Source organism: Enterobacter hormaechei subsp. hoffmannii (assembly GCF_001729745.1).
Classification (GTDB): domain Bacteria; phylum Pseudomonadota; class Gammaproteobacteria; order Enterobacterales; family Enterobacteriaceae; genus Enterobacter; species Enterobacter intestinihominis.
In genome coordinates, this window is the sequence record NZ_CP017186.1 from 941,864 (window position 1) to 963,689 (window position 21,826).

Here is a 21,826-nt window from a genome sequence, read left to right on the forward strand (position 1 = left end):
TTTACCAATAATTGCGCTGAAGTCGCGCCGGGTGGCTTTTTGTTAACAATCGCGGTATAACACTCCTACTTTGGATGTTTAGATGTCCATACGTTTAGAAGGTAACATGCAAACACAACAAGAAAACGGGCAACTTAAGCGCACCATGAAAACCCGCCACCTGATTATGCTCTCGCTGGGTGGCGTTATCGGCACAGGGTTATTCTTCAATACCGGATACATCATCTCGACAACCGGCGCGGCGGGCACGCTGCTGGCATATCTTATCGGTGCGCTGGTGGTCTGGCTGGTCATGCAATGTCTGGGCGAACTTTCCGTGGCGATGCCGGAAACCGGCGCGTTTCACGTCTATGCCGCCCGCTATCTCGGCCCGGCGACGGGGTATACCGTGGCGTGGCTCTACTGGCTTACGTGGACAGTGGCGCTGGGATCGAGCTTTACCGCGGCCGGGTTCTGCATGCAGTACTGGTTCCCACAGGTTCCCGTCTGGACGTGGTGCGTTGTCTTTTGCGCTGTGATTTTTGGTCTTAACGTGATTTCCACGCGCTTTTTCGCGGAAGGGGAATTCTGGTTCTCGCTGGTCAAGGTTATCACCATCGTCGCCTTTATTATTCTCGGCGGCGCGGCCATCTTTGGCTTTATCCCGATGGCGGACGGCTCTGCCGCGCCGGGACTAAGCAACATTACCGCCGAAGGCTGGTTCCCGCACGGTGGCCTGCCGATCCTGATGACCATGGTGGCGGTCAACTTTGCCTTCTCAGGAACGGAGCTTATCGGCATCGCGGCAGGGGAAACGGAAAACCCACACAAGGTTATTCCGGTTGCTATTCGCACCACCATCGCCCGGCTCATCATCTTCTTTATTGGCACCGTGTTTGTGCTGGCGGCGTTGATCCCGATGCAGCAGGCTGGCGTGGAGAAAAGTCCGTTCGTGCTGGTGTTTGAAAAGGTCGGCATTCCGTATGCGGCGGATATCTTTAACTTCGTGATCCTGACGGCGATCCTCTCGGCGGCGAACTCGGGTCTGTACGCCTCTGGCCGTATGCTTTGGTCTCTGTCTAACGAGAAAACGCTGCCGCGCTGCTTTGCCCGCGTCAACAAAAACGGCGTGCCGCTGACGGCGCTTTCTGTTTCCATGCTGGGCGGCGTGCTGGCGTTGTTCTCCAGCGTGGTCGCGCCGGATACGGTGTTTGTGGCCCTGTCAGCCATTTCCGGTTTTGCGGTGGTGGCGGTGTGGATTAGCATTTGCGCGTCGCACTTCGTGTTTCGTCGCCGTCACGTGCAGTCCGGCCAGCCGCTATCCGCGTTGCAGTATCGCGCGCCATGGTATCCGCTGGTGCCCGTGCTTGGCTTTATCCTCTGTCTGGTGGCCTGCGTCGGCCTGTGGTTTGACCCCAGCCAGCGTATTGCCCTTTATTGCGGGCTTCCGTTTGTCGCCCTGTGTTATGGTGCGTACTACCTGACCCGAAATCTGACCACGCAGGAGCCTGAACATGTCGCAGAATAATCCGCTTACCGCCCTCCTTGAAAAACAGCCGTTTGTCGTGCTGGATGGGGCGATGGCAACGGAGCTGGAAGCGCGCGGTTGTAACCTTGCCGACAGTCTCTGGTCGGCCAAAGTGCTGATGGAAAATCCGGAGCTGATCCGCGACGTACACCTCGACTACTACCGCGCGGGGGCACAGGTGGCGATCACCGCCAGCTATCAGGCGACACCCGCAGGCTTTGCCGCTCGCGGGCTGGACGAGTCGCAATCCCGGACGCTGATCGGCAAAAGCGTAGAGCTGGCACGCAAAGCGCGCGAAGCGTACCTGGCTGAGAACTCAAATGCAGGCACTTTGCTGGTGGCGGGATCTGTGGGCCCTTACGGCGCGTATCTGGCCGATGGTTCCGAGTATCGCGGCGATTATGTGCGTAGCGCTGAAGAATTTACCGCCTTCCACCGCCCGCGTGTAGAGGCGCTGTTGGATGCGGGCGCGGACCTCCTGGCCTGTGAAACGCTGCCTTCGTTCACTGAGATTAAGGCGCTGGCGGCGTTTCTGACGGCGTATCCGCGCGCCCGGGCATGGTTCTCATTTACCCTGCGTGACAGTGAGCACCTGAGCGACGGAACGCCGCTGCGGGATGTTGTTTCTGCGCTGGAAAGCTACCCGCAGGTTGTCGCGCTGGGGATTAACTGTATCGCGCTGGAAAACACCACGGCGGCGCTGACGCATCTGCACAGCCTGACGTCGCTGCCCCTGGTGGTCTATCCGAACTCCGGCGAGCATTACGATGCGGTGAGCAAAACCTGGCATCACCACGGTGAAACGTGCGAGACGCTGGCGGGGTATTTACCGCAGTGGCTGGAAGCAGGCGCGAAGCTGATTGGCGGCTGCTGTCGGACCACTCCGCAGGATATTGCTGCGCTGACGGTTCAGCGCTGAGGCCTTTGCCGGGCGGCGGCTGCGCCTTACCCGGCCTACAAATTGCACGAACCGTAGGCCGGGTAAGCGTAGCGCCACCCGGCGAAACAATCGCACAAAATTCACTATCCTTTCCCGCTTTTTTTCTAAAAACGAATCGTCATTAGCGATTCTTTTTTATTCCTTTATCAAAAATCCCACGCCGGAAATACTGCCCTTATAACAACAAGGGGAGCAGACGGTATGGCAATTTCATCGCGAATCACGTTACTTGGTGCACTGGCGCTGTGGGTATTTCAGGCGCAGGCGGTGGACCTCACCGTGGCGTATCAGACTTCCGCGGAACCGGCGAAAGTCGCGCAGGCGGATAACACCTTCGCTAAAGCGAGCGGGGCGAACGTCGACTGGCGCAAGTTCGACAGCGGCGCGGCAATTGTGCGGGCGTTAGCCTCGGGCGACGTGCAGATTGGCAACCTGGGTTCCAGCCCGCTGGCGGTGGCCGCCAGCCAGCAGGTGCCGATTGAAGTCTTCCTGCTGGCGTCGCAGCTCGGAAATTCCGAAGCGCTGGTGGTGAAGAAAAGCATCACGAAACCCGAAGATTTGATTGGCAAACGCATCGCGGTGCCGTTTATCTCCACCACGCATTACAGCCTGCTGGCAGCGCTGAAACACTGGGGCATTAAGCCGGGCCAGGTGCAAATCATCAACCTGCAACCTCCAGCGATTATTGCCGCCTGGCAGCGTGGCGACATTGACGGAGCATACGTCTGGGCGCCCGCCGTCAACGAGCTGGAAAAAGACGGCACCGTGCTGACCGACTCCGAAAAAGTGGGGCAATGGGGGGCGCCAACACTTGATGTCTGGGTCGTTCGTAAGGACTTTGCCGAAAAACACCCTGAAGTGGTGAAAGCCTTCGCCAAAAGCGCCATCGACGCCCAGCAGCCTTACATCAGCAACCCGGATGAATGGCTGAAACAGCCCGCCAACCTGGAGAAACTCTCACGTCTGAGCGGCGTGCCGGAAGCTGACGTGCCGGGGCTGGTGAAAGGCAACACCTATCTGACACCTGCGCAGCAGGTCCAGCAGCTGAACGGGCCGGTGAGCAAAGCGATTGTCGACACTGCGACGTTCCTGAAAGAGCAGGGCAAAGTGCCTGCGGTAGCAGCGGATTACAGCCGGTTCGTGACCGACCGCTTTGTGAAATAAGGGGGCTGCGATGCTGAACATTACAAACCTGTCTGCCGATTACGGCGGCAAACCCGCCCTGAAAGAGATCAACCTGACGCTGGACAGCGGTGAACTGCTGGTCGTACTGGGGCCGTCCGGCTGCGGGAAAACGACGCTGCTGAACCTGATCGCCGGGTTTGTACCGTATCAGCACGGCACGATCCAACTCGAAGGAAAACGGGTAACGGGGCCGGGCGCAGAGCGCGGCGTGGTCTTCCAGAACGAAGGGCTACTTCCGTGGCGAAACGTGCAGGAAAACGTTGCGTTTGGTCTGCAACTGGCCGGCGTAGCGCGTGAATAGCGTCTGAATACGGCGCGCGACATGTTGAAAAAGGTCGGGCTGGAGGGGGCTGAAAAACGCTTTATCTGGCAGCTTTCAGGCGGGCAGCGTCAGCGCGTCGGGATTGCCCGTGCGCTGGCGGCTAACCCTCAGCTGCTGTTGCTGGACGAACCTTTCGGGGCGCTGGATGCCTTTACCCGTGAGCAGATGCAAACCCTGTTGCTGCGCCTGTGGCACGAAACCGGCAAGCAGGTGCTGTTAATCACCCACGATATCGAAGAGGCCGTGTTTATGGCGACGGAGCTGGTGCTGCTCTCACCGGGACCGGGACGCGTGCTGGAGCGTCTGCCGCTTGAGTTTGCCCGGCGCTATGTGGCGGGAGAGCCAGTACGCAGCATCAAATCAGACCCGCTATTTATCGAAAAACGGGAATACATTCTGAGCCGTGTGTTTGAACAGCGGGAGGCGTTCTCATGAGCATTGTCTTCAGTGAAAAAACGCGGCGGACGCGCCGTGCCTTACGCTGGCCGTTCTCTCGCCAGCTCACCTTAAGCGTCAGCACGCTGGTGGTGTTGCTGGCGGTATGGTGGGCGGTTGCCGCGCAGCAGTGGATCAGCCCGCTGTTTCTGCCCCCGCCAGGCCAGGTTCTGGAAAAACTGATTGCCATCGCCGGACCGCAGGGCTTTATGGATGCCACCCTCTGGCAGCATCTAGGCGCCAGTCTGACGCGTATTCTGGTGGCGCTGCTGGCGGCGGTCATTATTGGCGTTCCGGTGGGGATTGCGATGGGACTGAGCCCGACGGTGCGCGGCATTCTCGACCCGCTGATAGAGCTTTACCGTCCCGTACCGCCGCTGGCTTATCTGCCCCTGATGGTGATCTGGTTTGGCATCGGCGAGACGTCAAAGATCTTACTGATATATCTGGCTATTTTTGCGCCGGTAGCAATGTCGGCTCTGGCTGGCGTAAAGAGTGCGCAGCAGGTACGCATACGTGCGGCGCAGTCGCTCGGCGCCAGCCGCGCGCAGGTACTGCTGTTCGTCATTTTACCAGGTGCGCTGCCGGAGATATTGACCGGGTTGCGCATCGGCCTTGGGGTGGGCTGGTCAACGCTGGTGGCGGCAGAGCTGATTGCCGCCACGCGCGGCCTTGGGTTTATGGTGCAGTCGGCGGGAGAGTTCCTGGCGACTGACGTGGTACTGGCAGGGATCGCGGTCATCGCCGCGATCGCCTTTGGATTAGAACTGGGACTGCGCACGCTACAGCGTCGCCTGACGCCCTGGCATGGAGAAATACAATGAGTGAACGTCTGACGATTATCCCGCTGGGGCCGTACATTGGCGCGCAGGTGTCGGGCCTGGACGTAACCCGTCCGCTGAGCGATAACCAGTTTGAGCAGCTGTACCACGCGGTGCTGCGCCATCAGGTGGTGTTCCTGCGCGATCAGGCCATCACCCCGCAACAGCAGCGCGCGCTGGCCCTGCGTTTTGGCGACCTGCATATCCACCCGGTCTACCCGCATGCGGAAGGGGTGGAGGAAATTATCGTGCTGGACACTCATAACGATAACCCGCCCGATAATGACAACTGGCATACGGATGTTACCTTTATCGACACACCGCCAGCCGGGGCGATTCTGGCAGCAAAACTACTGCCAGAGACCGGCGGCGATACGCTGTGGGCGAGCGGCATTGCGGCGTTTGAGGCGCTCTCCGCGCCGTTCCAGACCTTGCTAAGTGGCCTGCGGGCGGAGCATGATTTTAAAAAATCGTTCCAGGAGTATAAGTACCGTAAAACGGAAGAGGAGCACCAGCGCTGGCTGGATGCGGTTGCAAAGCATCCGCCGCTGTTGCACCCGGTGGTGCGTACCCATCCGGTGACCGGCAAGCAGGCGCTGTTTGTGAACGAAGGGTTTACCTCGCGCATTGTGGACGTAACGGAAAAAGAGAGCGAGGCGCTGCTCAGTTTCCTGTTTGCGCATATCACGAAGCCGGAGTTTCAGGTGCGCTGGCGCTGGCAGGAGAACGATCTGGCGATCTGGGATAACCGCGTCACGCAGCATTACGCCAATGCGGATTACCTGCCGCAGCGAAGGATTATGCAGCGGGCGACGATTTTGGGGGATAAGCCGTTCTACCGTGCGGTTTGAGCCCCTCACCCTAACCCTCTCCCCAAAGGGGCGAGGGGGCTGACCGGTGCGGTTTTCACCCTCTCCCTTTTAGGGAGAGGGCAGGGGTGAGGGTATTAAGTGCGCCTCTATATACCGCTGATAGCGGTTCGCCTTCAGATAACACAGATCCACCAGCACCAGCCCGTCGATACAGTTATTGAACGCCGGATCGCTGCCGAAATCGATAAACTGCACGCCGCCTGGCTCGCATAGCTCGGAATATTGTTTATAAAGCGGCGGAATACCGCAGCCCAGATTGCCGAGCAGGGATTTGAGCTTTGTCAGGTCATCCACGTAATCCACCCCGCTAAATTGCGCCAGCACGTCCGGGAGTGACGCCGGGTAGGGTTGACGCGAGGCGGCTAACGGGTGGCTGGCCGGAAACCAGAGACGATAAAACGCGACCAGCAGATCCCGGGCGGCAGGCGGTAAGCCGCCGGAGATGGACACCGGACCAAACAGGTAACGGTAATGTGGATAGCGCGCCAGATAGGCGCCAATGCCTGACCACAGGTAGTCCAGACCGCGACGTCCCCAGTAGCGCGGCTGTATAAAGCTGCGCCCCAGCTCAATGCCGTGCTCCAGTATGTCCTGCATTTTTTCGTCGTAGTGGAACAGGCTGTAACTGTACAATCCCTCGACGCCGCACTTTTCCACCTGCATGGCCGTTGGCATAAAGCGGTACGCGCCGACAATCTCGAGGTCATCATCATCCCACAGAATAAGGTGCAGATAGTCATCATCGTAGCTGTCGGTATCCCGGCGCTTTCCGCTGCCTTCCTCCACGGCGCGAAAGGCAATCTCGCGCAGTCGCCCCAGCTCGCGCAGCAGAGGCGCCTCTTCCTGCCCGTTGCGCTGCCACAAATAGATGGTTTTACCATCGCTGGTTTTGCCCAGACATTCGGCCTGCGCCAGCTCCCGCTTCAGCGTGGCCCTGTCTTCCGGGCGGGCAATGGCGCACTGGGTTTTAAAGACGCCAGGCAATCCCTTGCCAAGTCGTATCACGTGCTGACGGCACTGCTCGGCCATCTCACGCGATGAAAGGGTAGAGCTAAACCGATCATTCCAGGCAATCTGCTGGCCAATTTTGATCGGCAGCTGGCTGTGGCGGCGGCGAAACATCTGTTGCATCAGCAGCAGCAGGGATACCGTCGGCGATACCAGGGTGCTGGCATAAAACAGCAGGCTGTTGTGGGCCTGAATATGTACCGGTAGCAGCGGTACCCGTAGTTTGCTGGCCAGCTTGATAAAGCCCGGATGCCACTTTTTATCGCGGATGCCTTTACGCGTTGGGCGGGAGACTTCGCCCGCCGGGAAGAAGATCAGCACGCCGGCGTTTTGCAGGTGCTGCTCCATCTGCACCAGAGATGCTTTTGCGGTTCTGCCGCCCATATTGTCCACGGGGATAAACAACGAGCTGAGGGGCTCAAGGTGAGACAGCATCCGGTTGGTGACAACCTTGACGTCCCGGCGCACGCGCGAAACGGCATACAGTAGCGCCAGCCCATCCAGGGTGCCCGTCGGGTGGTTCGCTATCACAATGAGTGGGCCGTGTTCGGGGATTTGTTCGAGGTCTCGGGCGGAAATGGTGCAGAGAATATCAAGGTGTTCCAGAACCTGCTCTACCATATCCAGCCCTTTCAGGTGACGGTGGCTGGCGGCAAACTGCTGAAATTCGTCTTCGTGGAGCAGTCTTTTTAACAGACTTTTTTGCCAGGGTGCGGGCCTCGCCTGAGGCCAAAGGTCATCAAGAACGCTGTCGAGACTAAACATTGATCACTCCTCCTGCCGTCTTGCCCAGACAGTAGAAGGAGGAGATGTCGGTTGTATTGCAGTTTAGTGAAGATTCGCGCAGAGAGTAGGCCGGGTATGGCGAAGCCACCCGGCGCTAAAGCGGATTAACGCAGAATTTTCTTCTCAGCCAGATCCAGCGCGAAGTAGCTGAAGATCAGATCCGCGCCCGCGCGTTTGATCGCCCCCAGGCTTTCGAGGATCACTTTCTCTTCGTCGATGGCACCCGCCTGCGCGGCGAATTTGATCATCGCGTACTCGCCGCTCACCTGGTATGCGCCCAGCGGCAGTTCGGTGCGTTCGCGAATGTCGCGCAGGATATCCAGATACGCGCCGGCCGGTTTCACCATCAGACAGTCTGCGCCCTGTGCTTCATCGAGCAGAGATTCACGAATCGCTTCGCGGCGGTTCAGCGGGTTCATCTGATAGGTTTTACGATCGCCCTTCAGCGCCGTGCCCGCCGCTTCACGGAACGGGCCGTAGAAGGAGGAGGCGAATTTGGTGGAGTAGGACATGATGGCGGTGTCGGTAAAGCCTGCCGCATCCAGCGCATGACGAATAGCCTGAACCTGACCATCCATTGCCGCAGAAGGTGCAATGAAATCCGCACCTGCGGCGGCGGCAACCACCGCCTGCTTGCCCAGATTCAGCAGGGTCGCATCGTTGTCCACGCCGTGATCGCACAGCACACCGCAGTGGCCATGAGAGGTGTATTCGCAGAAGCAGGTATCGGACATGACGATCATCTCCGGCACACTCTCTTTGCAGATGCGCGACATGCGTGCCACGAGGCCGTCTTCTTTCCATGCATCACTGCCGGTTGCGTCAGTGTGGTGGGAGATACCGAACGTCATCACCGAGCGGATGCCCGCATTCGCAATGCGTTCGATCTCGCGGGCCAGATGCTTTTCAGGAATGCGCATCACTCCCGGCATCGCGTCGATGGCTTTGTAGTCATCGATCTCTTCTTCAACAAAAATCGGCAACACCAGATCGTTTAAGGTCAGTGTTGTCTCTTCAAACATGGCGCGCAGTGCGGGTGACTTGCGCAGGCGACGGGGACGAGCAATTAAATCGGTCATGGTATGCCTGATGTTTGTGGAACAAAGAGGCTTAGTGTACCTGAAAGCGGAGAGTGGTGTTTTACTAAAGTTGTCTTTTAGATTTTCGAAATCGATTAATATACGCTACATGTATTTTGTATATATTATAAATCTTATTATGGTGTCCAGGGTGGTATGTGATATTGGTGAGGCTTCTATATTGGTTTGGGATTATAAATATAAATGATTTATTGCTTTTCATTATATGTGTCGAAGCAACTAAAGTAGTTTGCAATCAGTTGAATTTATAATATTTATTCATAATGATTGATATTGCCCTGGGTTTATAAGCTTATTTGTCTGAATACGGACTTAATGGAATCATTCATTGAACCTTTTCGAAGTGAAACTGCATAATTCCTTCCGCAATTAAACGTTGCCAAATGATTTGATGGACAAACTTGCTTACGTCCCTGAGGAGGGATGACCCAATGCAAACATGGAAAAAGAAACTGGTTGTATCACAACTTGCATTAGCCTGCACACTGGCTATCGCTTCTCAGGCCAATGCGAAAGATATATCCGGCACGACATATAATACTTTTGGATATGACAATACTGCGTCCACGCCCTGGTATTATGGTTATGCTGACTGGGATTATTCAGATGCCACACATGATGGTGACATTTATCCAGTCATCAATAAATCAACCGTAAACGGAGTTATTTCGACATACTATCTGGATGATGGTGTCAATGGCCGTGCGAACGCGTTGAGTATTTCTAACAGCACCATTAACGGCATGATCACGTCAGAGTGTATGACCACGACGTGTGCAGAAGGCGTGGATACTGACGGCACTACGCATACCCAGTACGATCGTTTTAGCCTGACTGTTGATAACTCCACCATCAACGATACCTACGAGCATTATGCGTATGATGTCGTTAATGGCGATACCACTGAAACGCATTATCTGGACACCTATGGTCTGGGTAACGCCATCACCCTGGATGTTGAGTCTGATATCGTTATTCAGAACAATTCCCACATCGCGGGCATCACGCTGACGCAGGGTTATCAGGAGCTTGATAACACGCCATACGACGGTGTTGAAGGCGTTGCTAACAGCAGCAATATCTTTACCGATACGCTGGTGGTGAAAGACTCTGTGCTGACCTCTGGCGCATACAGCGATCTGGGCACCAGCGGCTTCTACGGTCAAACGGCGAAGCCAAGCGACTACGGTGAAACCAACGCCACGGCTGCGGATGATGCGGCGCTGATCGTTGCTGCCAGTGCGTCTGATAACGCCATGCAGACCACCGCTACCTTCGATCACTCTACCGTTACGGGTGACATTCTTTTCTCCAGCACCTTTGATAACAACTTCTACGAGAATGGCGATCCGGCAACGGATACCACAGAAGATGGCGTCTATAACCCAACCACCAACGGCTGGGATGGTACCGATAAACTGGATGTCACGCTGACCAACGGCAGTAAGTGGGTGGGTGCAGCGCAGTCCAGCGTTGAAGCTATCGGCACTGCGCAGATGTATGGCCAGGGCTACAGCAACGTAGACTGGCACGCATTGTCCCCGAATAGCATCTGGCCTGATTCTACCTTTGACAGCAACGGTCACGTTGCCGGTGAAGAGGTGTATCAGAGCGGCCTGTTCAACGTGGCGCTGGATAACGGTTCCGAGTGGGATACCCGCAAGATCTCCAACATCGATGCACTGACGGTGAACAACCAGTCTCAGGTCAATGTTGAAAACTCCGGCCTGCTGGCAGATTCCATCACCCTGACCAATGCTTCAACCTTGAATATTGGCGACAGCGGTGCCGTGGCAACCGACAGTCTGTATCTGGATAGCTACAGCCGTGCGGCACTGACTGAAGAGACGGCAGAACTGTATGCCAACACCATTACTGTAGACAACGGTGCAGAGCTGGCGCTGGGTCTGGGTCAGGTTGATACGCACAATATGGTGCTGACTGATGGCGGTGTGCTCAACGTTGCCAGCCGCGATTATGTGCTGAACAGCGACCTGAACAACGCACGCTATATCACCAACGATAGCCATAAAGCGGACTACGACTATGGTGTTGTCGCGCTGAACTCTGACGGCCATCTGGCGGTGAACGGTGACGTTGCCGGTAACTATAAAGTGCGCATCGACGATGCGACCGGTGCAGGCTCCGTAGCTGACTACAAAAACAAAGAGATCATTCGCGTCTATGACAATAACGCGGATACCGCTGCCAGCTTTACTGAGGCAAACAAAGCTGATTTAGGTGCATACACCTATCAGGCGCAGCAGAAGGGTGACACCGTTGTTCTCCAGCAGGAAGAGCTGACTGACTACGCCAACATGGCGCTGAGCATTCCTTCTGCCAATACCAACATCTGGAATCTGCAACAGGATACCGTGGGTACCCGTCTGACCAACAGCCGTCATGGCCTGGCAGATAACGGCGGCGCATGGGTGAGCTATTTTGGCGGCAACTTTGACGCGGATAATGGCACCGTTAGCTACGATCAGGACGTAAGCGGCATTATGGTGGGTCTGGATACTCAGATCGACGGTAATAACGCGAAGTGGATTGTCGGTGGTGCGGCTGGTTTCGCGAAGGGTGATATCAGCGATCGTACTGGTCAGGTCGATCAGGACAGCCAGACTGCGATGATCTACGCGTCGGCGAAGTTCATGAACGACATCTTCCTCGACAGCTCCATGAGCTACACCCGCTTCAACAACGACCTCTCTGCTACCATGAGCAACGGTCAGTATGTTGACGGTAATACCACGACTGACGCCGTTGGTTTCGGGATGAAACTGGGCTATGACTGGAAACCAAACCTGTCTGGCTACGTCACGCCTTACGCGGCGATCTCTGGCCTGTTCCAGTCCGGTGATGACTATCAGTTAAGCAACGACATGCGTATCGATGGCCAGTCTTACGACAGTATGCGTTATGAGCTCGGCGTGGATGCAGGTTATACCTTCAACTACGGTGGCGAGCAGGCATTAACCCCTTACTTCAAGCTGGCTTACGTGTATGACGATGCCGACAACAATGCTGATATCAACAATGACAGCATTGACAACGGCGTGGAAGGCTCTGCGGTTCGCGTGGGACTGGGTACTCAGTTCAGCTTCACGAAAAACTTCAGTGCTTACACTGATGCGACTTATCTGGGCGGCGGCGACGTTGACCAGAACTGGGGAGCAAACCTGGGTGTGAAATATACCTGGTAAGAAAAAAACGCGGGGGATTTTGCCCCCGCTTTTTTATGTGCTTTAAAAATAATAAAGAACCGACATATACAGATGACTTGAGGTATGCATGAACGTTAATGCGAAACCACTTTCTGAATTAAGCCGGCTCATAAAGTGTCTGGAAGTCGCCGGTACCCCATTTAAAACGGAACCACAACAATTTATAACTACCGGCAATAATGATGATGAACCATTGACATTTGTAATACAATCCGGCCTGACAGTCGTTCACCGTAAATCAGATGAATTACTCGTGGGTATTGCACGGGCACCCTATATTCATGGATTAAGTGCATGGATTAATGACAGCTATCTTGAATATTCTCTGATGGCACAAACACCTTGTACCGGATTTTATTTGCCAGCCTCTACTGCATGCGAAATTATTCAAGAAGCGCAACTCTGGCAAGAAGCATTCTGCTGGCTTTCATGGCTAAATCATTTACTGGGAAAACGTGATATCCAGCTGGTCGGAAATAATTCGTATAGCCAAATTCGGGCGATGCTAATCAATATGGCCGAGTGGGATGACACGCTACGCTCAAAAATTGGTGTGATGAATCATATTCAGCGTAGCACGCGTATATCACGTTCGGTGGTTGCGGAGGTTCTGGCGGCGCTGCGTCAGGGGAACTACATCAATATGAGCCGGGGCAAACTGATCAGTATCAACCGTTTGCCCACGGACTATTAAGCTCAGTTAGCGGCCGTAAGTACCTGCGCTTTATTGGCGCTCAGCTCGGCTACAAGGTTATTTACGCCATCACTCATATTCACGAAGCGGGTGTTCGGTGACCGGGTGACCACCACAAAAGCGCCCACGTTTGATTGCGGAATCATCGCCATGTAGGTGATGAATCCGCCACCCCCACCGGTTTTTTGAATAATACCCGGGCGACCATCTTTTGGCGCCATATATACCCAGCCCATGCCGAGGGCATCGGCTTTACCGGGAACATCCATACCGATGACGCGACGTAACTGAGCACGCTGGTAGATGAGCGTCTGCATTCGGTCGGCCTGATTACTGCGCGCGTAAAAATCCGATGAGAGGAACTGTTGCATCCAGCGCATCATGTCGCCAGGCGTAGAGTAAACCCCACCGCTGCCAATGGCTGCCAGCGTGTTATTACACGGGCTGGCCCCTTTTTCCGCCACCATCAGACGCTTGCACTGGTCCGGGGAGGGGGTGTAAGTAGTATCTTTCATCCCGAGCGGACGCGTGATTTGCTCTTCAAAAAGTTGAGGGTAAGGCTTACCTGATGCCGTTGCTAACGCGTCGGCCAGCAGATCAAACGCCAGGTTAGAATAGCCAGCCTGAGAACCCGGGGCCGATTTCAGCGTTGCGGTGCTCAGGTAGTTCCAGCGTTGTTCGCGAGTTGGCCAGACAAAGACAGGGCGATGCGCAGCGCCACCGGGCTGTTCTCGCGGCAGGGCGCTGGTATGGGTCGCCAGGTTCACCAGCCTGATCGGCGTTCCCTGATATGTCGGAACGCGAGCGCCGGGTGGCGCATATTTGCTGAGCGGATCGTCGAGTTTTACCACGCCCTGATCGAGCAATTTCACCAGCATTTCGCTGGTCATCAGCTTGGTTATCGACGCGACACGGATAACGGAATCCAGCTGCGGGCGAACGTTATTTCCCGGTCGTGTTTCACCGAAGCTGCGAAACACCCGCTGGTTACCGTCGATCACGACCAGCGCCATTCCCGTCGCACCACTGCCGTAATAAATAAGGTTCGCATAGCGATCGGCAATGTCAGAGGCCAGAACCGGTGCCGTCAGAGGCTGTGCTGCCTGGGCGGTGGACAGGCTCACCGCACACAGCGCGGCGAAAGAGAGCAGACAACGTTTCAACGAAAAGCATCCATCCAGTGAATAAGGAGAGTTACGGGTAGTTATACTACTAATCGGCGTCGGGCAATCGTCCGATTTGCATAACGATAGCGAGAAAAACGTAACCGTGGGTAAATTTGCACAATTTACTTACGGCCAGACTCCCATTTTGTGACATCGGGCTTATGATAGTCACCAGTTACATTCATTATTGCGGAGAACGGTATGTCTGAAAAGCGTGTGGTTTTGGTGGTTGATATGCAGAATGGGGTGTTTAAGACGCCGCGCCATCAGAGTGAGAAATGTGTCTCACTGATCAATCAGCTTACCCAGGCTGCTGAGGCCGTTATTTTCATACAGCATACTGAAGCTGGCGGGCTAGAGGAGGGGAGCGAAGGGTTTGCATTGCTGCCCGATCTCAACCAGCCGGCAGGGGCGTTTTACGTCACGAAGACCGCTTGCGATGCCTTCTATAACACTTCGCTCGAGGCACTGTTGCGCGAACAGGAGATCGATGAATTTATTATCTGCGGCTGCGCGACGGATTATTGTGTCGATGCCACCTTTAAAAACGGTGTCAGCCGGGGCTACCACATCACGGTTGCGGAGGATGCCCACACCACGGCCAATCGTCCAGCGGCCGATGCCCAGGTTCTGATCGCGCACTATAACGATGTCTGGCGTAACTTCATCGCCCCTGCCAACCCGCCTTCGGTGAAACGCACCGAAACAATTCTTGAAAACTGGAAAGCGAACTAATAATTCACCCGCAGGTCTGACTTTTTTGCCTGAGCCGGGAGGCTGGCCCAGGCAAGGTTTCGTGTGGCGATATGTTAAACACAGCAACAGCCATAACAACAAGAAGGAAGCACAATGTTTAAGTCTTTTTTCCCAAAGCCGGGGCCCTTTTTCCTGTCGGCATTTATTTGGGCACTGCTGGCTGTCATTTTCTGGCAGGCCGGTGGCGGCGCGTGGCTGACCCGTCTTACGGGGGCAACGGGCGACATTCCCATTAGCGCTGCGCGCTTCTGGTCCATGAGCTATCTGCTTTTCTACGCCTATTACATGCTCTGCGTGGGGCTTTTTGCCATGTTCTGGTTTATCTATTCGCCTCACCGCTGGCAATACTGGTCGATTCTCGGCACGTCGTTAATCATCTTTGTCACCTGGTTCCTGGTGGAAGTGGGCGTGGCAGTCAACGCCTGGTATGCGCCGTTTTACGATCTGATCCAGACGGCGCTGAGTTCGCCGCATAAAGTGACCATTAACCAGTTCTACCATGAGGTGGGGATCTTCCTCGGCATCGCCCTCATCGCCGTGGTGATCGGCGTGATGAATAACTTTTTCGTCAGTCACTATGTGTTCCGCTGGCGTACCGCGATGAACGAACACTATATGGCGCACTGGCAGCACCTGCGTCATATCGAAGGTGCCGCACAGCGTGTGCAGGAAGACACCATGCGTTTTGCCTCTACACTGGAAGATATGGGCGTGAGCTTTATTAATGCCATCATGACGCTGATCGCCTTCCTGCCGGTGCTGGTGACACTCTCATCCCACGTTCCGGAACTGCCGATTGTCGGCCATCTGCCGTACGGCCTGGTCATTGCCGCGATTGTCTGGTCGCTGATGGGAACGGGACTGCTGGCAGTGGTGGGGATCAAGCTGCCGGGGCTGGAATTTAAAAACCAGCGCGTGGAAGCGGCCTACCGTAAAGAGCTGGTGTATGGTGAAGACGATCCCAACCGTGCGTCACCGCCTACCGTGCGTGAGCTGTTTGGCGCCGTACGTCGTAATTACTTCCGCCTCTATTTCCATTACATGTATTTCAATATCGCGCGCATCCTTTATCTTCAGGTTGATAACGTTTTCGGGTTGTTCCTGCTGTTCCCGTCCATCGTTGCGGGTACGATTACACTCGGTCTGATGACCCAGATCACCAACGTTTTTGGTCAGGTTCGCGGTTCGTTCCAGTACCTGATTAGCTCCTGGACTACGCTGGTGGAGCTGATGTCCATCTACAAACGTTTACGCAGTTTCGAGCGTGAGCTGGACGATAAGGATTTGCAGGAAGTCACCCATACATTAGGTTAAAAAGGAATTGCTATGCCATTTGCCGTACCACGTGCATTACCGCTGACGTTACTCGCCGCCGTCGTGCTGGCGGGCTGTGCCGAGAAAGGGGCCGCCCCGCTCAAAGAAGGGGAGAAGCCCGTTGATGTGGCGAGCGTGGTGCGGCAAAAAATGCCCGCCAGCGTGAAGGATCGCAGTGAGTGGGCTGATGCGCTGGCAACGACCTTCAAAAGTCAGAAGATCGCGCCTACCGAGGAGAACATCTGCTCTGTACTGGCGGTGGCGCAGCAGGAATCGATGTATCAGTCAGATCCTGTTGTGCCTGGCCTGAACAAAATCGCCTGGAAGGAGATCGACCGCCGGGCCGAATCGATGCATATCCCGGTTTTCCTGGTACATACCGCCCTTAAAATCACCTCGCCAAACGGGAAAAGCTACAGCGAACGGCTGGATACGGTGAAAACCGAGAGGCAGCTCAGCGCCATTTTCGATGATTTCATCAATATGGTGCCGATGGGGCAGAAGCTGTTTGGCTCGCTGAATCCGGTACATACCGGCGGTCCGATGCAGGTAAGCATCGCATTTGCGGAAAAGCATACCGACGGCTATCCGTGGGATATCGACGGTACGGTGCGTCAGGAAGTCTTCTCCCTGCGCGGTGGGCTGTGGTTTGGGACGTATCACCTGCTGAATTATCCGGCCAGCTACGATAAACCGCTGTATCGTTTTGCCGACTTTAACGCGGGCTGGTATGCCAGCCGAAATGCAGCCTTCCAGAATGCGGTAAGCCGTGCCAGCGGTGTGAAGCTCGCTTTGGATGGCGATCTCATTGCTTACGGCAGCAGCGAGGCAGGGTCCACCGAACGGGCAGTGCGAAAACTTTCGACGAAGCTGGAGATGAGCAACAGTGACATTCGCCGACAGCTGGAGAAGGGTGACAGCCTGGCGTTTGAGAAAACGGATCTGTATAAGCAGGTTTTCGCGCTTGCAGAGAAGAAAAGTGGAAAGGCACTACCCAGAGCCATTCTGCCAGGCATTCAGCTTGAAAGCCCGAAGATCACGCGTAACCTGACGACCGCATGGTTCGCAAAACGCGTGGACGATCGTCGGGCTCGCTGTATGGGACTGTAATCAGTGGCGGTTGCGCCAGCGCAGCACGAGCGCAATCACGCCCAGAACCATGCTGCCCGCGAGGAAGGGAATGAGCCCGAATACGGTGCTCACGCCTAAACCGATTTCAACGCGCGGGCGGCCGGTATCCTGCACCTGCATCAGATGCTCATACACGCCAGGGGCATGCACCAGCATGTTCAGCAGTTGGGTTCCTGCCCAGAAACAAAACAGAACAAACAGGGCATAGGCAATATTCCCCGCCGTGGAGGTTTTTGGTTGTTTTCCGCCAAAAATCGGTTTCGACAATGTAAAGTCTGCCATAAGACCTCCCGAAAATATCACTCTGTTTTAATACGCGTCGTACAGGGTGAGTGTGACAGGTCATAGCATTTGTCAATATCAGAATCGTGGGAAATTCGGCTCAGGATTTCTCCTGGATTGTCGATTTCTGCATCACGTCACAAATTGATAACATAAGTGAAACTGCGCTGCTTTTCAGAATTTACGTATCCGCCACAGACGGCTTTATCAAACTGTGAGAGGATAGTTTTTTTTTCTGCCGGAGTTGTCATGAAGCTCACTTCCAAACTACGCCGTGACTGGCATTACTACGCCTTTGCGATCGGGCTGATCTTTATACTCAACGGTGTTGTCGGGCTGCTGGGATTTGAAGCGAAGGGCTGGCAAACCTATGCGGTTGGGCTGGTGACCTGGGTAATCAGTTTCTGGCTGGCGGGATTCATTATCCGCCGTCGTCCCGATGAGACGACGGCAGAGAAAGCCGACTAACCGTCAGTTAACAGAGCTTTTCAGGGCGCTGTCAGCGGCGTGACGCTCCAGCGCCAGTTCAATCAGGCGGGTGATCAGTTCCGGATAGCTTATTCCGCTGGCCTGCCACAATTTCGGGTACATGCTGATATTGGTAAAGCCCGGCAGGGTGTTGATTTCGTTAATCACCACCTCGTTATCCGCCGTCAGAAACACATCGACGCGCGCCATCCCACTGCATCCCAGCGCCTGATAGGCTTCAACGGCGATCGCCCGGATCTTGTCGTTAACGTCAGGATCGAGCGCGGCGGGAACCACAACCTGGGCACCTTTGTCGTCAATATATTTGGTGTCGTAGGAGTAGAAGCCGCTATTCAGCACCACTTCACCACAGGTACTCGCCTGCGGGAAGTCGTTACCCAGTACGGCGCACTCAATTTCGCGCCCGTTAATTCCCTGCTCAACCACCACCTTGTGGTCAAACTCAAAGGCCAGACGAACGGCATCGTTAAACTGTGCTTCGCTGGTGACTTTGCTGACGCCGACGGACGAGCCCTGATTCGCCGGTTTCACGAACAGCGGCAGGCCGAGTTGCGCCTGGATCTGCGCGAAGCTGTGTTTATCGCGGTTGGCGCGAGTGAGCGTGACGAACGGTGCAATATTCAGACCGGCGTCGCGCAGCAGACGTTTAGTGACGTCTTTATCCATGCAGGCGGCAGAACCCAGCACATCGGAGCCGACAAACGGCAGGTTCGCCATCCGCAACATGCCTTGCAGGGAGCCGTCTTCGCCCAGCGTGCCGTGAACGATAGGGAACACCACGTCAATCTGTGCCAGCACCTGCGCGTTCCCGGCATCGATAAGCTGTCCCTGTGCCACGCCTGGAACCGTTGCGACGCTGATATCAGAAGGATTAAGGGCGATGCGCGCCGGATCATCAGCGTTTAACAGATACTGGCTGGCATCGTTAACATGCCATTGGCCCTGTTTATCAATGCCCAGCAGCAGCACGTCAAAACGGCTTTTATCAATCGCATCAACGATATTTTTAGCCGATTGCAATGACACCTCGTGCTCTGATGATTTTCCCCCAAAGACAATACCTACGCGCTGCTTTGCCATCTCACTCTCTTCCAGTCTGACGAAAAGCCAATAACATACCACGATGCCCGGCGGGTTTCGCGGCCTTCTGCCATAATGTTTTGAGGGATGTTGAAGGGGGGCGCGTGAAAGGAAAAGGTCTGCTTATTCTTATTGTTATTGCCGGGATCGCCACGGTGGGCTACCGCTGGTTGCCGCCGCATTACAACCCTTTCGTGCCGCTTACGCTTGACGATCCGCCTGGAAAAATAACCCAGTTTAAACTCCGGCGCTTAACGCCGCAGGCGTGCGAAAACCTGTTAGCGCAGGCGAATCAACGCCAGCTTATCCGTACCCAGGCGGTCGCTGACAGCGCCGGTGAGTGTCCGCTGAGTAACGTGGTGCGCGTGCGCGATTTTGGCCCGGTCAGCCTGAACGGCAGCTTTATTGCCAGTTGCCCGCTGGCGTTAAGCTCGGCGCTGTTTGTCAGCCAGCAGGCCCGGCCGCTCACCAAAACCTGGACCGGCAGCGAGCTTACGCGTATTGAACATCTGGGCAGCTTCGCCTGCCGCAATATCTACAGCCGCCCGGATGCGCGGCGCAGCGAACATGCCACGGCGGATGCGCTGGATATCAGCGCTTTCAGGCTGGCAAACGGACAGCGTGTTACCGTCCTCAACGGCTGGAAAGCGGAAAAGACGCAGCCCTGGCTACAGGCGCTGCTGTCGGCAAGCTGCGGCTATTACGGTAACGGTCTGGGGCCGGACTACAATGCCGCCCATGCCAACCATTTCCATCTGGGAATGCGCGGCTATGGCTTATGTCGATGAAGCATAATCTTCCGCCGAAAATTGGATAGATTGTGACTTATCTCACAAATATGATGACTGGGAAGATAAAACACCAAAGTCTGCAAGGCCGCATCTCTGGCGCTATGTCATTGCGCGTAACTTGCTAATCTGTCGGCGAATTCGCCTAAAAATGAAGACTATTTCTGTTATGGAATCCTGGAAAGTTAACCTCATTTCAGTCTGGTTCGGCTGCTTCTTCACCGGACTGGCTATCAGCCAGATATTGCCCTTCCTGCCGCTTTACGTGTCGCAGCTGGGGGTCACTTCCCATGAAGCGCTCTCTATGTGGTCCGGCCTGACGTTCAGCGTGACGTTTCTGGTGTCCGCCATTGTGTCACCGATGTGGGGCAGCCTTGCGGATCGCAAGGGGCGCAAGTTGATGCTGCTCCGCGCCTCGCTGGGGATGGCGATAGCCATTTTGCTCCAGGCCTTCGCCACCAACGTCTGGCAGCTGTTTATTCTGCGGGCGATAATGGGGCTGACCTCCGGGTACATTCCGAATGCCATGGCGCTGGTGGCCTCACAGGTACCGCGCGAGCGGAGCGGCTGGGCACTCAGCACGCTTTCCACGGCCCAGATTAGCGGTGTAATTGGCGGCCCCCTGCTCGGCGGCTTCCTGGCTGACCATGTTGGGCTGCGCGCGGTCTTTATCATTACCGCCATCCTGCTAACGGTCAGCTTTCTGGTCACCCTTTTTCTGATTAAAGAGGGCGGTCGGCCTGTCGTCAGCAAATCAGAACGCCTGAGCGGAAAGGCGGTTTTCGCCTCGCTACCTTATCCTGGCCTGATGATTAGCCTTTTTGTGACAACGATGGTGATCCAGCTCTGTAACGGCTCGGTGGGACCGATTCTGGCGCTGTTTATCAAGTCGATGGCACCGGACAGCAGCAACATTGCTTTTCTGAGCGGGATGATTGCCGCCGTGCCGGGCGTGTCGGCGCTGATGTCCGCTCCGCGTCTGGGGAAACTGGGCGACAGGATCGGTACGGCACGCATTCTGATGGCAACGCTCATCATTGCGGTGATCCTTTTCTTTGCCATGTCGTTCGTCACGACACCGCTTCAGCTCGGGGTGTTGCGCTTCCTGCTTGGCTTCGCGGATGGTGCTATGCTGCCCGCTGTACAGACGCTGCTGGTGAAATATTCCAGTGACCAGGTAACCGGCCGCATTTTTGGCTACAACCAGTCGTTCATGTATTTAGGCAACGTAGCGGGCCCGCTTCTTGGCGCCTCGGTCTCGGCGATGGCGGGTTTCCGCTGGGTATTTGCCGCGACGGCGGTGGTGGTGCTTCTTAATATTATTCAACTGGCCTTTGCCTTGCGCCGTCGCCGGCGAATCGCTGAGGCAAAGTCAGGCCGACAAACACGATAATATATTATTAATTCTTATGATGGCCGCATTTTTATATAACGAAATGCGGCTTCTGTCTTTTAGAAAAACGTTTCGCTTGCGCTCCGAAATATCTTTTTTGGCAGCAATGTCACTTTTGCATAAGATAAAACCAATCCATGCTTTTCATTATTCAGTGAGGGTGTTAATTTCAGGGGAAATCACATAAGGACATAGCACCATGAAAAATCTCATTGCTGAGTTGTTGGTTAAGCTTGCCCAAAAGGAAGAAGAGTCGAAAGAGCTGGTTGCCCAGGTCGAGGCGCTGGAGATCGTTGTGACGGCGCTGCTGCGACAGATGGCAAAACCAGAGCAGGAGGCGTTGATCGACAACGTTGAAGGCGCGCTGGAAAAAGCTCGCCCTGATTCACAGGTGCCCGCAGAGGACGCGGAGCTGCTTCAGCAATACGTAAAGAAGCTTTTAAGGCATCCTCGCAGTTAACCGGCCAGAGGTGAAATGACGTGTCACAGAATTGTCATGCAGGATGCCTGGCGTCGCTCTGTTTTTATTT

Annotated in this window: 19 protein-coding genes and 1 pseudogene; 15 read left to right on the forward strand and 5 right to left on the reverse strand. The window is 55.3% G+C overall.

Annotation, left to right across the window (positions count from 1 at the left end):
- Positions 1–106: 106 nt before the first annotated feature.
- The 6 genes and pseudogenes from mmuP (at position 107) to tauD (ending at position 6,061) form a co-directional block, all read left to right on the forward strand.
- Complete coding sequence (gene mmuP / locus BFV65_RS04380) at positions 107–1,507, forward strand: S-methylmethionine permease (protein WP_023305550.1); 1,401 nt, start codon at positions 107–109, stop codon at positions 1,505–1,507.
- Positions 1,494–2,426, forward strand: coding sequence for a homocysteine S-methyltransferase (gene mmuM, locus BFV65_RS04385; RefSeq protein WP_069596282.1), 933 nt, complete (start codon positions 1,494–1,496; stop codon positions 2,424–2,426). Before mmuP ends, mmuM begins: the two co-directional genes overlap by 14 nt.
- Positions 2,427–2,648: 222 nt before the next feature.
- On the forward strand, positions 2,649–3,611 hold the full coding sequence (tauA, locus tag BFV65_RS04390; RefSeq protein WP_069596283.1) for a taurine ABC transporter substrate-binding protein: 963 nt from the start codon (positions 2,649–2,651) through the stop codon (positions 3,609–3,611).
- A gap of 10 nt (positions 3,612–3,621) precedes the next feature.
- Positions 3,622–4,389 (forward strand): annotated as a pseudogene (tauB, locus tag BFV65_RS04395) (taurine ABC transporter ATP-binding subunit).
- Positions 4,386–5,213 carry a taurine ABC transporter permease TauC gene (gene tauC, locus BFV65_RS04400; protein ID WP_022647195.1) on the forward strand — a complete coding sequence of 276 codons (828 nt, stop codon included), beginning with the start codon at positions 4,386–4,388 and terminating at the stop codon, positions 5,211–5,213. Before tauB ends, tauC begins: the two are co-directional and overlap by 4 nt.
- Complete coding sequence (tauD, locus tag BFV65_RS04405) at positions 5,210–6,061, forward strand: taurine dioxygenase (RefSeq protein ID WP_022647196.1); 852 nt, start codon at positions 5,210–5,212, stop codon at positions 6,059–6,061. The genes tauC and tauD overlap by 4 nt, the downstream gene beginning before the upstream one ends.
- A gap of 69 nt (positions 6,062–6,130) precedes the next feature.
- Here the strand turns inward: tauD and olsF are convergent, their stop codons facing one another.
- Entirely contained in the window at positions 6,131–7,855 is a 1,725-nt protein-coding gene (gene olsF, locus BFV65_RS04410) for a bifunctional ornithine lipid synthase OlsF (protein WP_032624780.1), read from the reverse strand.
- 125 nt (positions 7,856–7,980) lie between these two features.
- Positions 7,981–8,955, reverse strand: coding sequence for a porphobilinogen synthase (gene hemB, locus BFV65_RS04415; protein WP_003859169.1), 975 nt, complete (start codon positions 8,953–8,955; stop codon positions 7,981–7,983).
- 452 nt (positions 8,956–9,407) lie between these two features.
- Between hemB and BFV65_RS04425 the strand changes: the two genes are divergently transcribed.
- Positions 9,408–12,182, forward strand: a complete 2,775-nt coding sequence (locus tag BFV65_RS04425) for an autotransporter outer membrane beta-barrel domain-containing protein (protein WP_069596284.1) — start codon at positions 9,408–9,410, stop codon at positions 12,180–12,182.
- A gap of 88 nt (positions 12,183–12,270) precedes the next feature.
- Positions 12,271–12,897 (forward strand): helix-turn-helix domain-containing protein, encoded by a 627-nt coding sequence (locus BFV65_RS04430; RefSeq protein ID WP_022647199.1) that lies wholly within the window; start codon positions 12,271–12,273, stop codon positions 12,895–12,897.
- A gap of 2 nt (positions 12,898–12,899) precedes the next feature.
- Here BFV65_RS04430 and ampH read toward each other — a convergent pair whose 3' ends face one another.
- On the reverse strand, positions 12,900–14,060 hold the full coding sequence (gene ampH, locus BFV65_RS04435; protein ID WP_022647200.1) for a D-alanyl-D-alanine-carboxypeptidase/endopeptidase AmpH: 1,161 nt from the start codon (positions 14,058–14,060) through the stop codon (positions 12,900–12,902).
- 204 nt (positions 14,061–14,264) lie between these two features.
- Between ampH and BFV65_RS04440 the strand changes: the two genes are divergently transcribed.
- The 3 genes from BFV65_RS04440 (at position 14,265) to BFV65_RS04450 (ending at position 17,243) form a co-directional block, all read left to right on the forward strand.
- Positions 14,265–14,798, forward strand: a complete 534-nt coding sequence (locus tag BFV65_RS04440) for an isochorismatase family protein (protein WP_023305557.1) — start codon at positions 14,265–14,267, stop codon at positions 14,796–14,798.
- Between the two features lie 114 nt (positions 14,799–14,912).
- Positions 14,913–16,133, forward strand: a complete 1,221-nt coding sequence (gene sbmA / locus BFV65_RS04445; protein ID WP_022647202.1) for a peptide antibiotic transporter SbmA — start codon at positions 14,913–14,915, stop codon at positions 16,131–16,133.
- A 12-nt stretch (positions 16,134–16,145) separates the two neighbouring features.
- Positions 16,146–17,243, forward strand: a complete 1,098-nt coding sequence (locus BFV65_RS04450; protein WP_023299420.1) for a DUF1615 domain-containing protein — start codon at positions 16,146–16,148, stop codon at positions 17,241–17,243.
- On the opposite strand, the gene BFV65_RS04455 is transcribed toward BFV65_RS04450, so the two are convergent.
- Complete coding sequence (locus tag BFV65_RS04455) at positions 17,244–17,546, reverse strand: DUF2755 family protein (protein WP_003859159.1); 303 nt, start codon at positions 17,544–17,546, stop codon at positions 17,244–17,246.
- A gap of 249 nt (positions 17,547–17,795) precedes the next feature.
- Here BFV65_RS04455 and BFV65_RS04460 point away from each other — a divergent pair, with 249 nt between their 5' ends.
- A complete protein-coding gene (locus tag BFV65_RS04460; protein WP_022647204.1) occupies positions 17,796–18,014 on the forward strand; it encodes a DUF2754 domain-containing protein in 219 nt (72 codons plus the stop codon).
- A gap of 3 nt (positions 18,015–18,017) precedes the next feature.
- Here BFV65_RS04460 and ddlA read toward each other — a convergent pair whose 3' ends face one another.
- Positions 18,018–19,115 carry a D-alanine--D-alanine ligase gene (gene ddlA / locus BFV65_RS04465; RefSeq protein WP_048966047.1) on the reverse strand — a complete coding sequence of 366 codons (1,098 nt, stop codon included), beginning with the start codon at positions 19,113–19,115 and terminating at the stop codon, positions 18,018–18,020.
- A 104-nt stretch (positions 19,116–19,219) separates the two neighbouring features.
- Here ddlA and BFV65_RS04470 point away from each other — a divergent pair, with 104 nt between their 5' ends.
- From BFV65_RS04470 to iraP, 3 genes are all read left to right on the forward strand, one after another.
- Entirely contained in the window at positions 19,220–19,903 is a 684-nt protein-coding gene (locus BFV65_RS04470; protein ID WP_023299422.1) for an extensin-like domain-containing protein, read from the forward strand.
- Between the two features lie 169 nt (positions 19,904–20,072).
- Positions 20,073–21,296, forward strand: a complete 1,224-nt coding sequence (locus BFV65_RS04475; RefSeq protein WP_069596285.1) for a multidrug efflux MFS transporter — start codon at positions 20,073–20,075, stop codon at positions 21,294–21,296.
- A 199-nt stretch (positions 21,297–21,495) separates the two neighbouring features.
- On the forward strand, positions 21,496–21,756 hold the full coding sequence (gene iraP / locus BFV65_RS04480) for an anti-adapter protein IraP (protein ID WP_003859148.1): 261 nt from the start codon (positions 21,496–21,498) through the stop codon (positions 21,754–21,756).
- Positions 21,757–21,826: the final 70 nt, after the last annotated feature.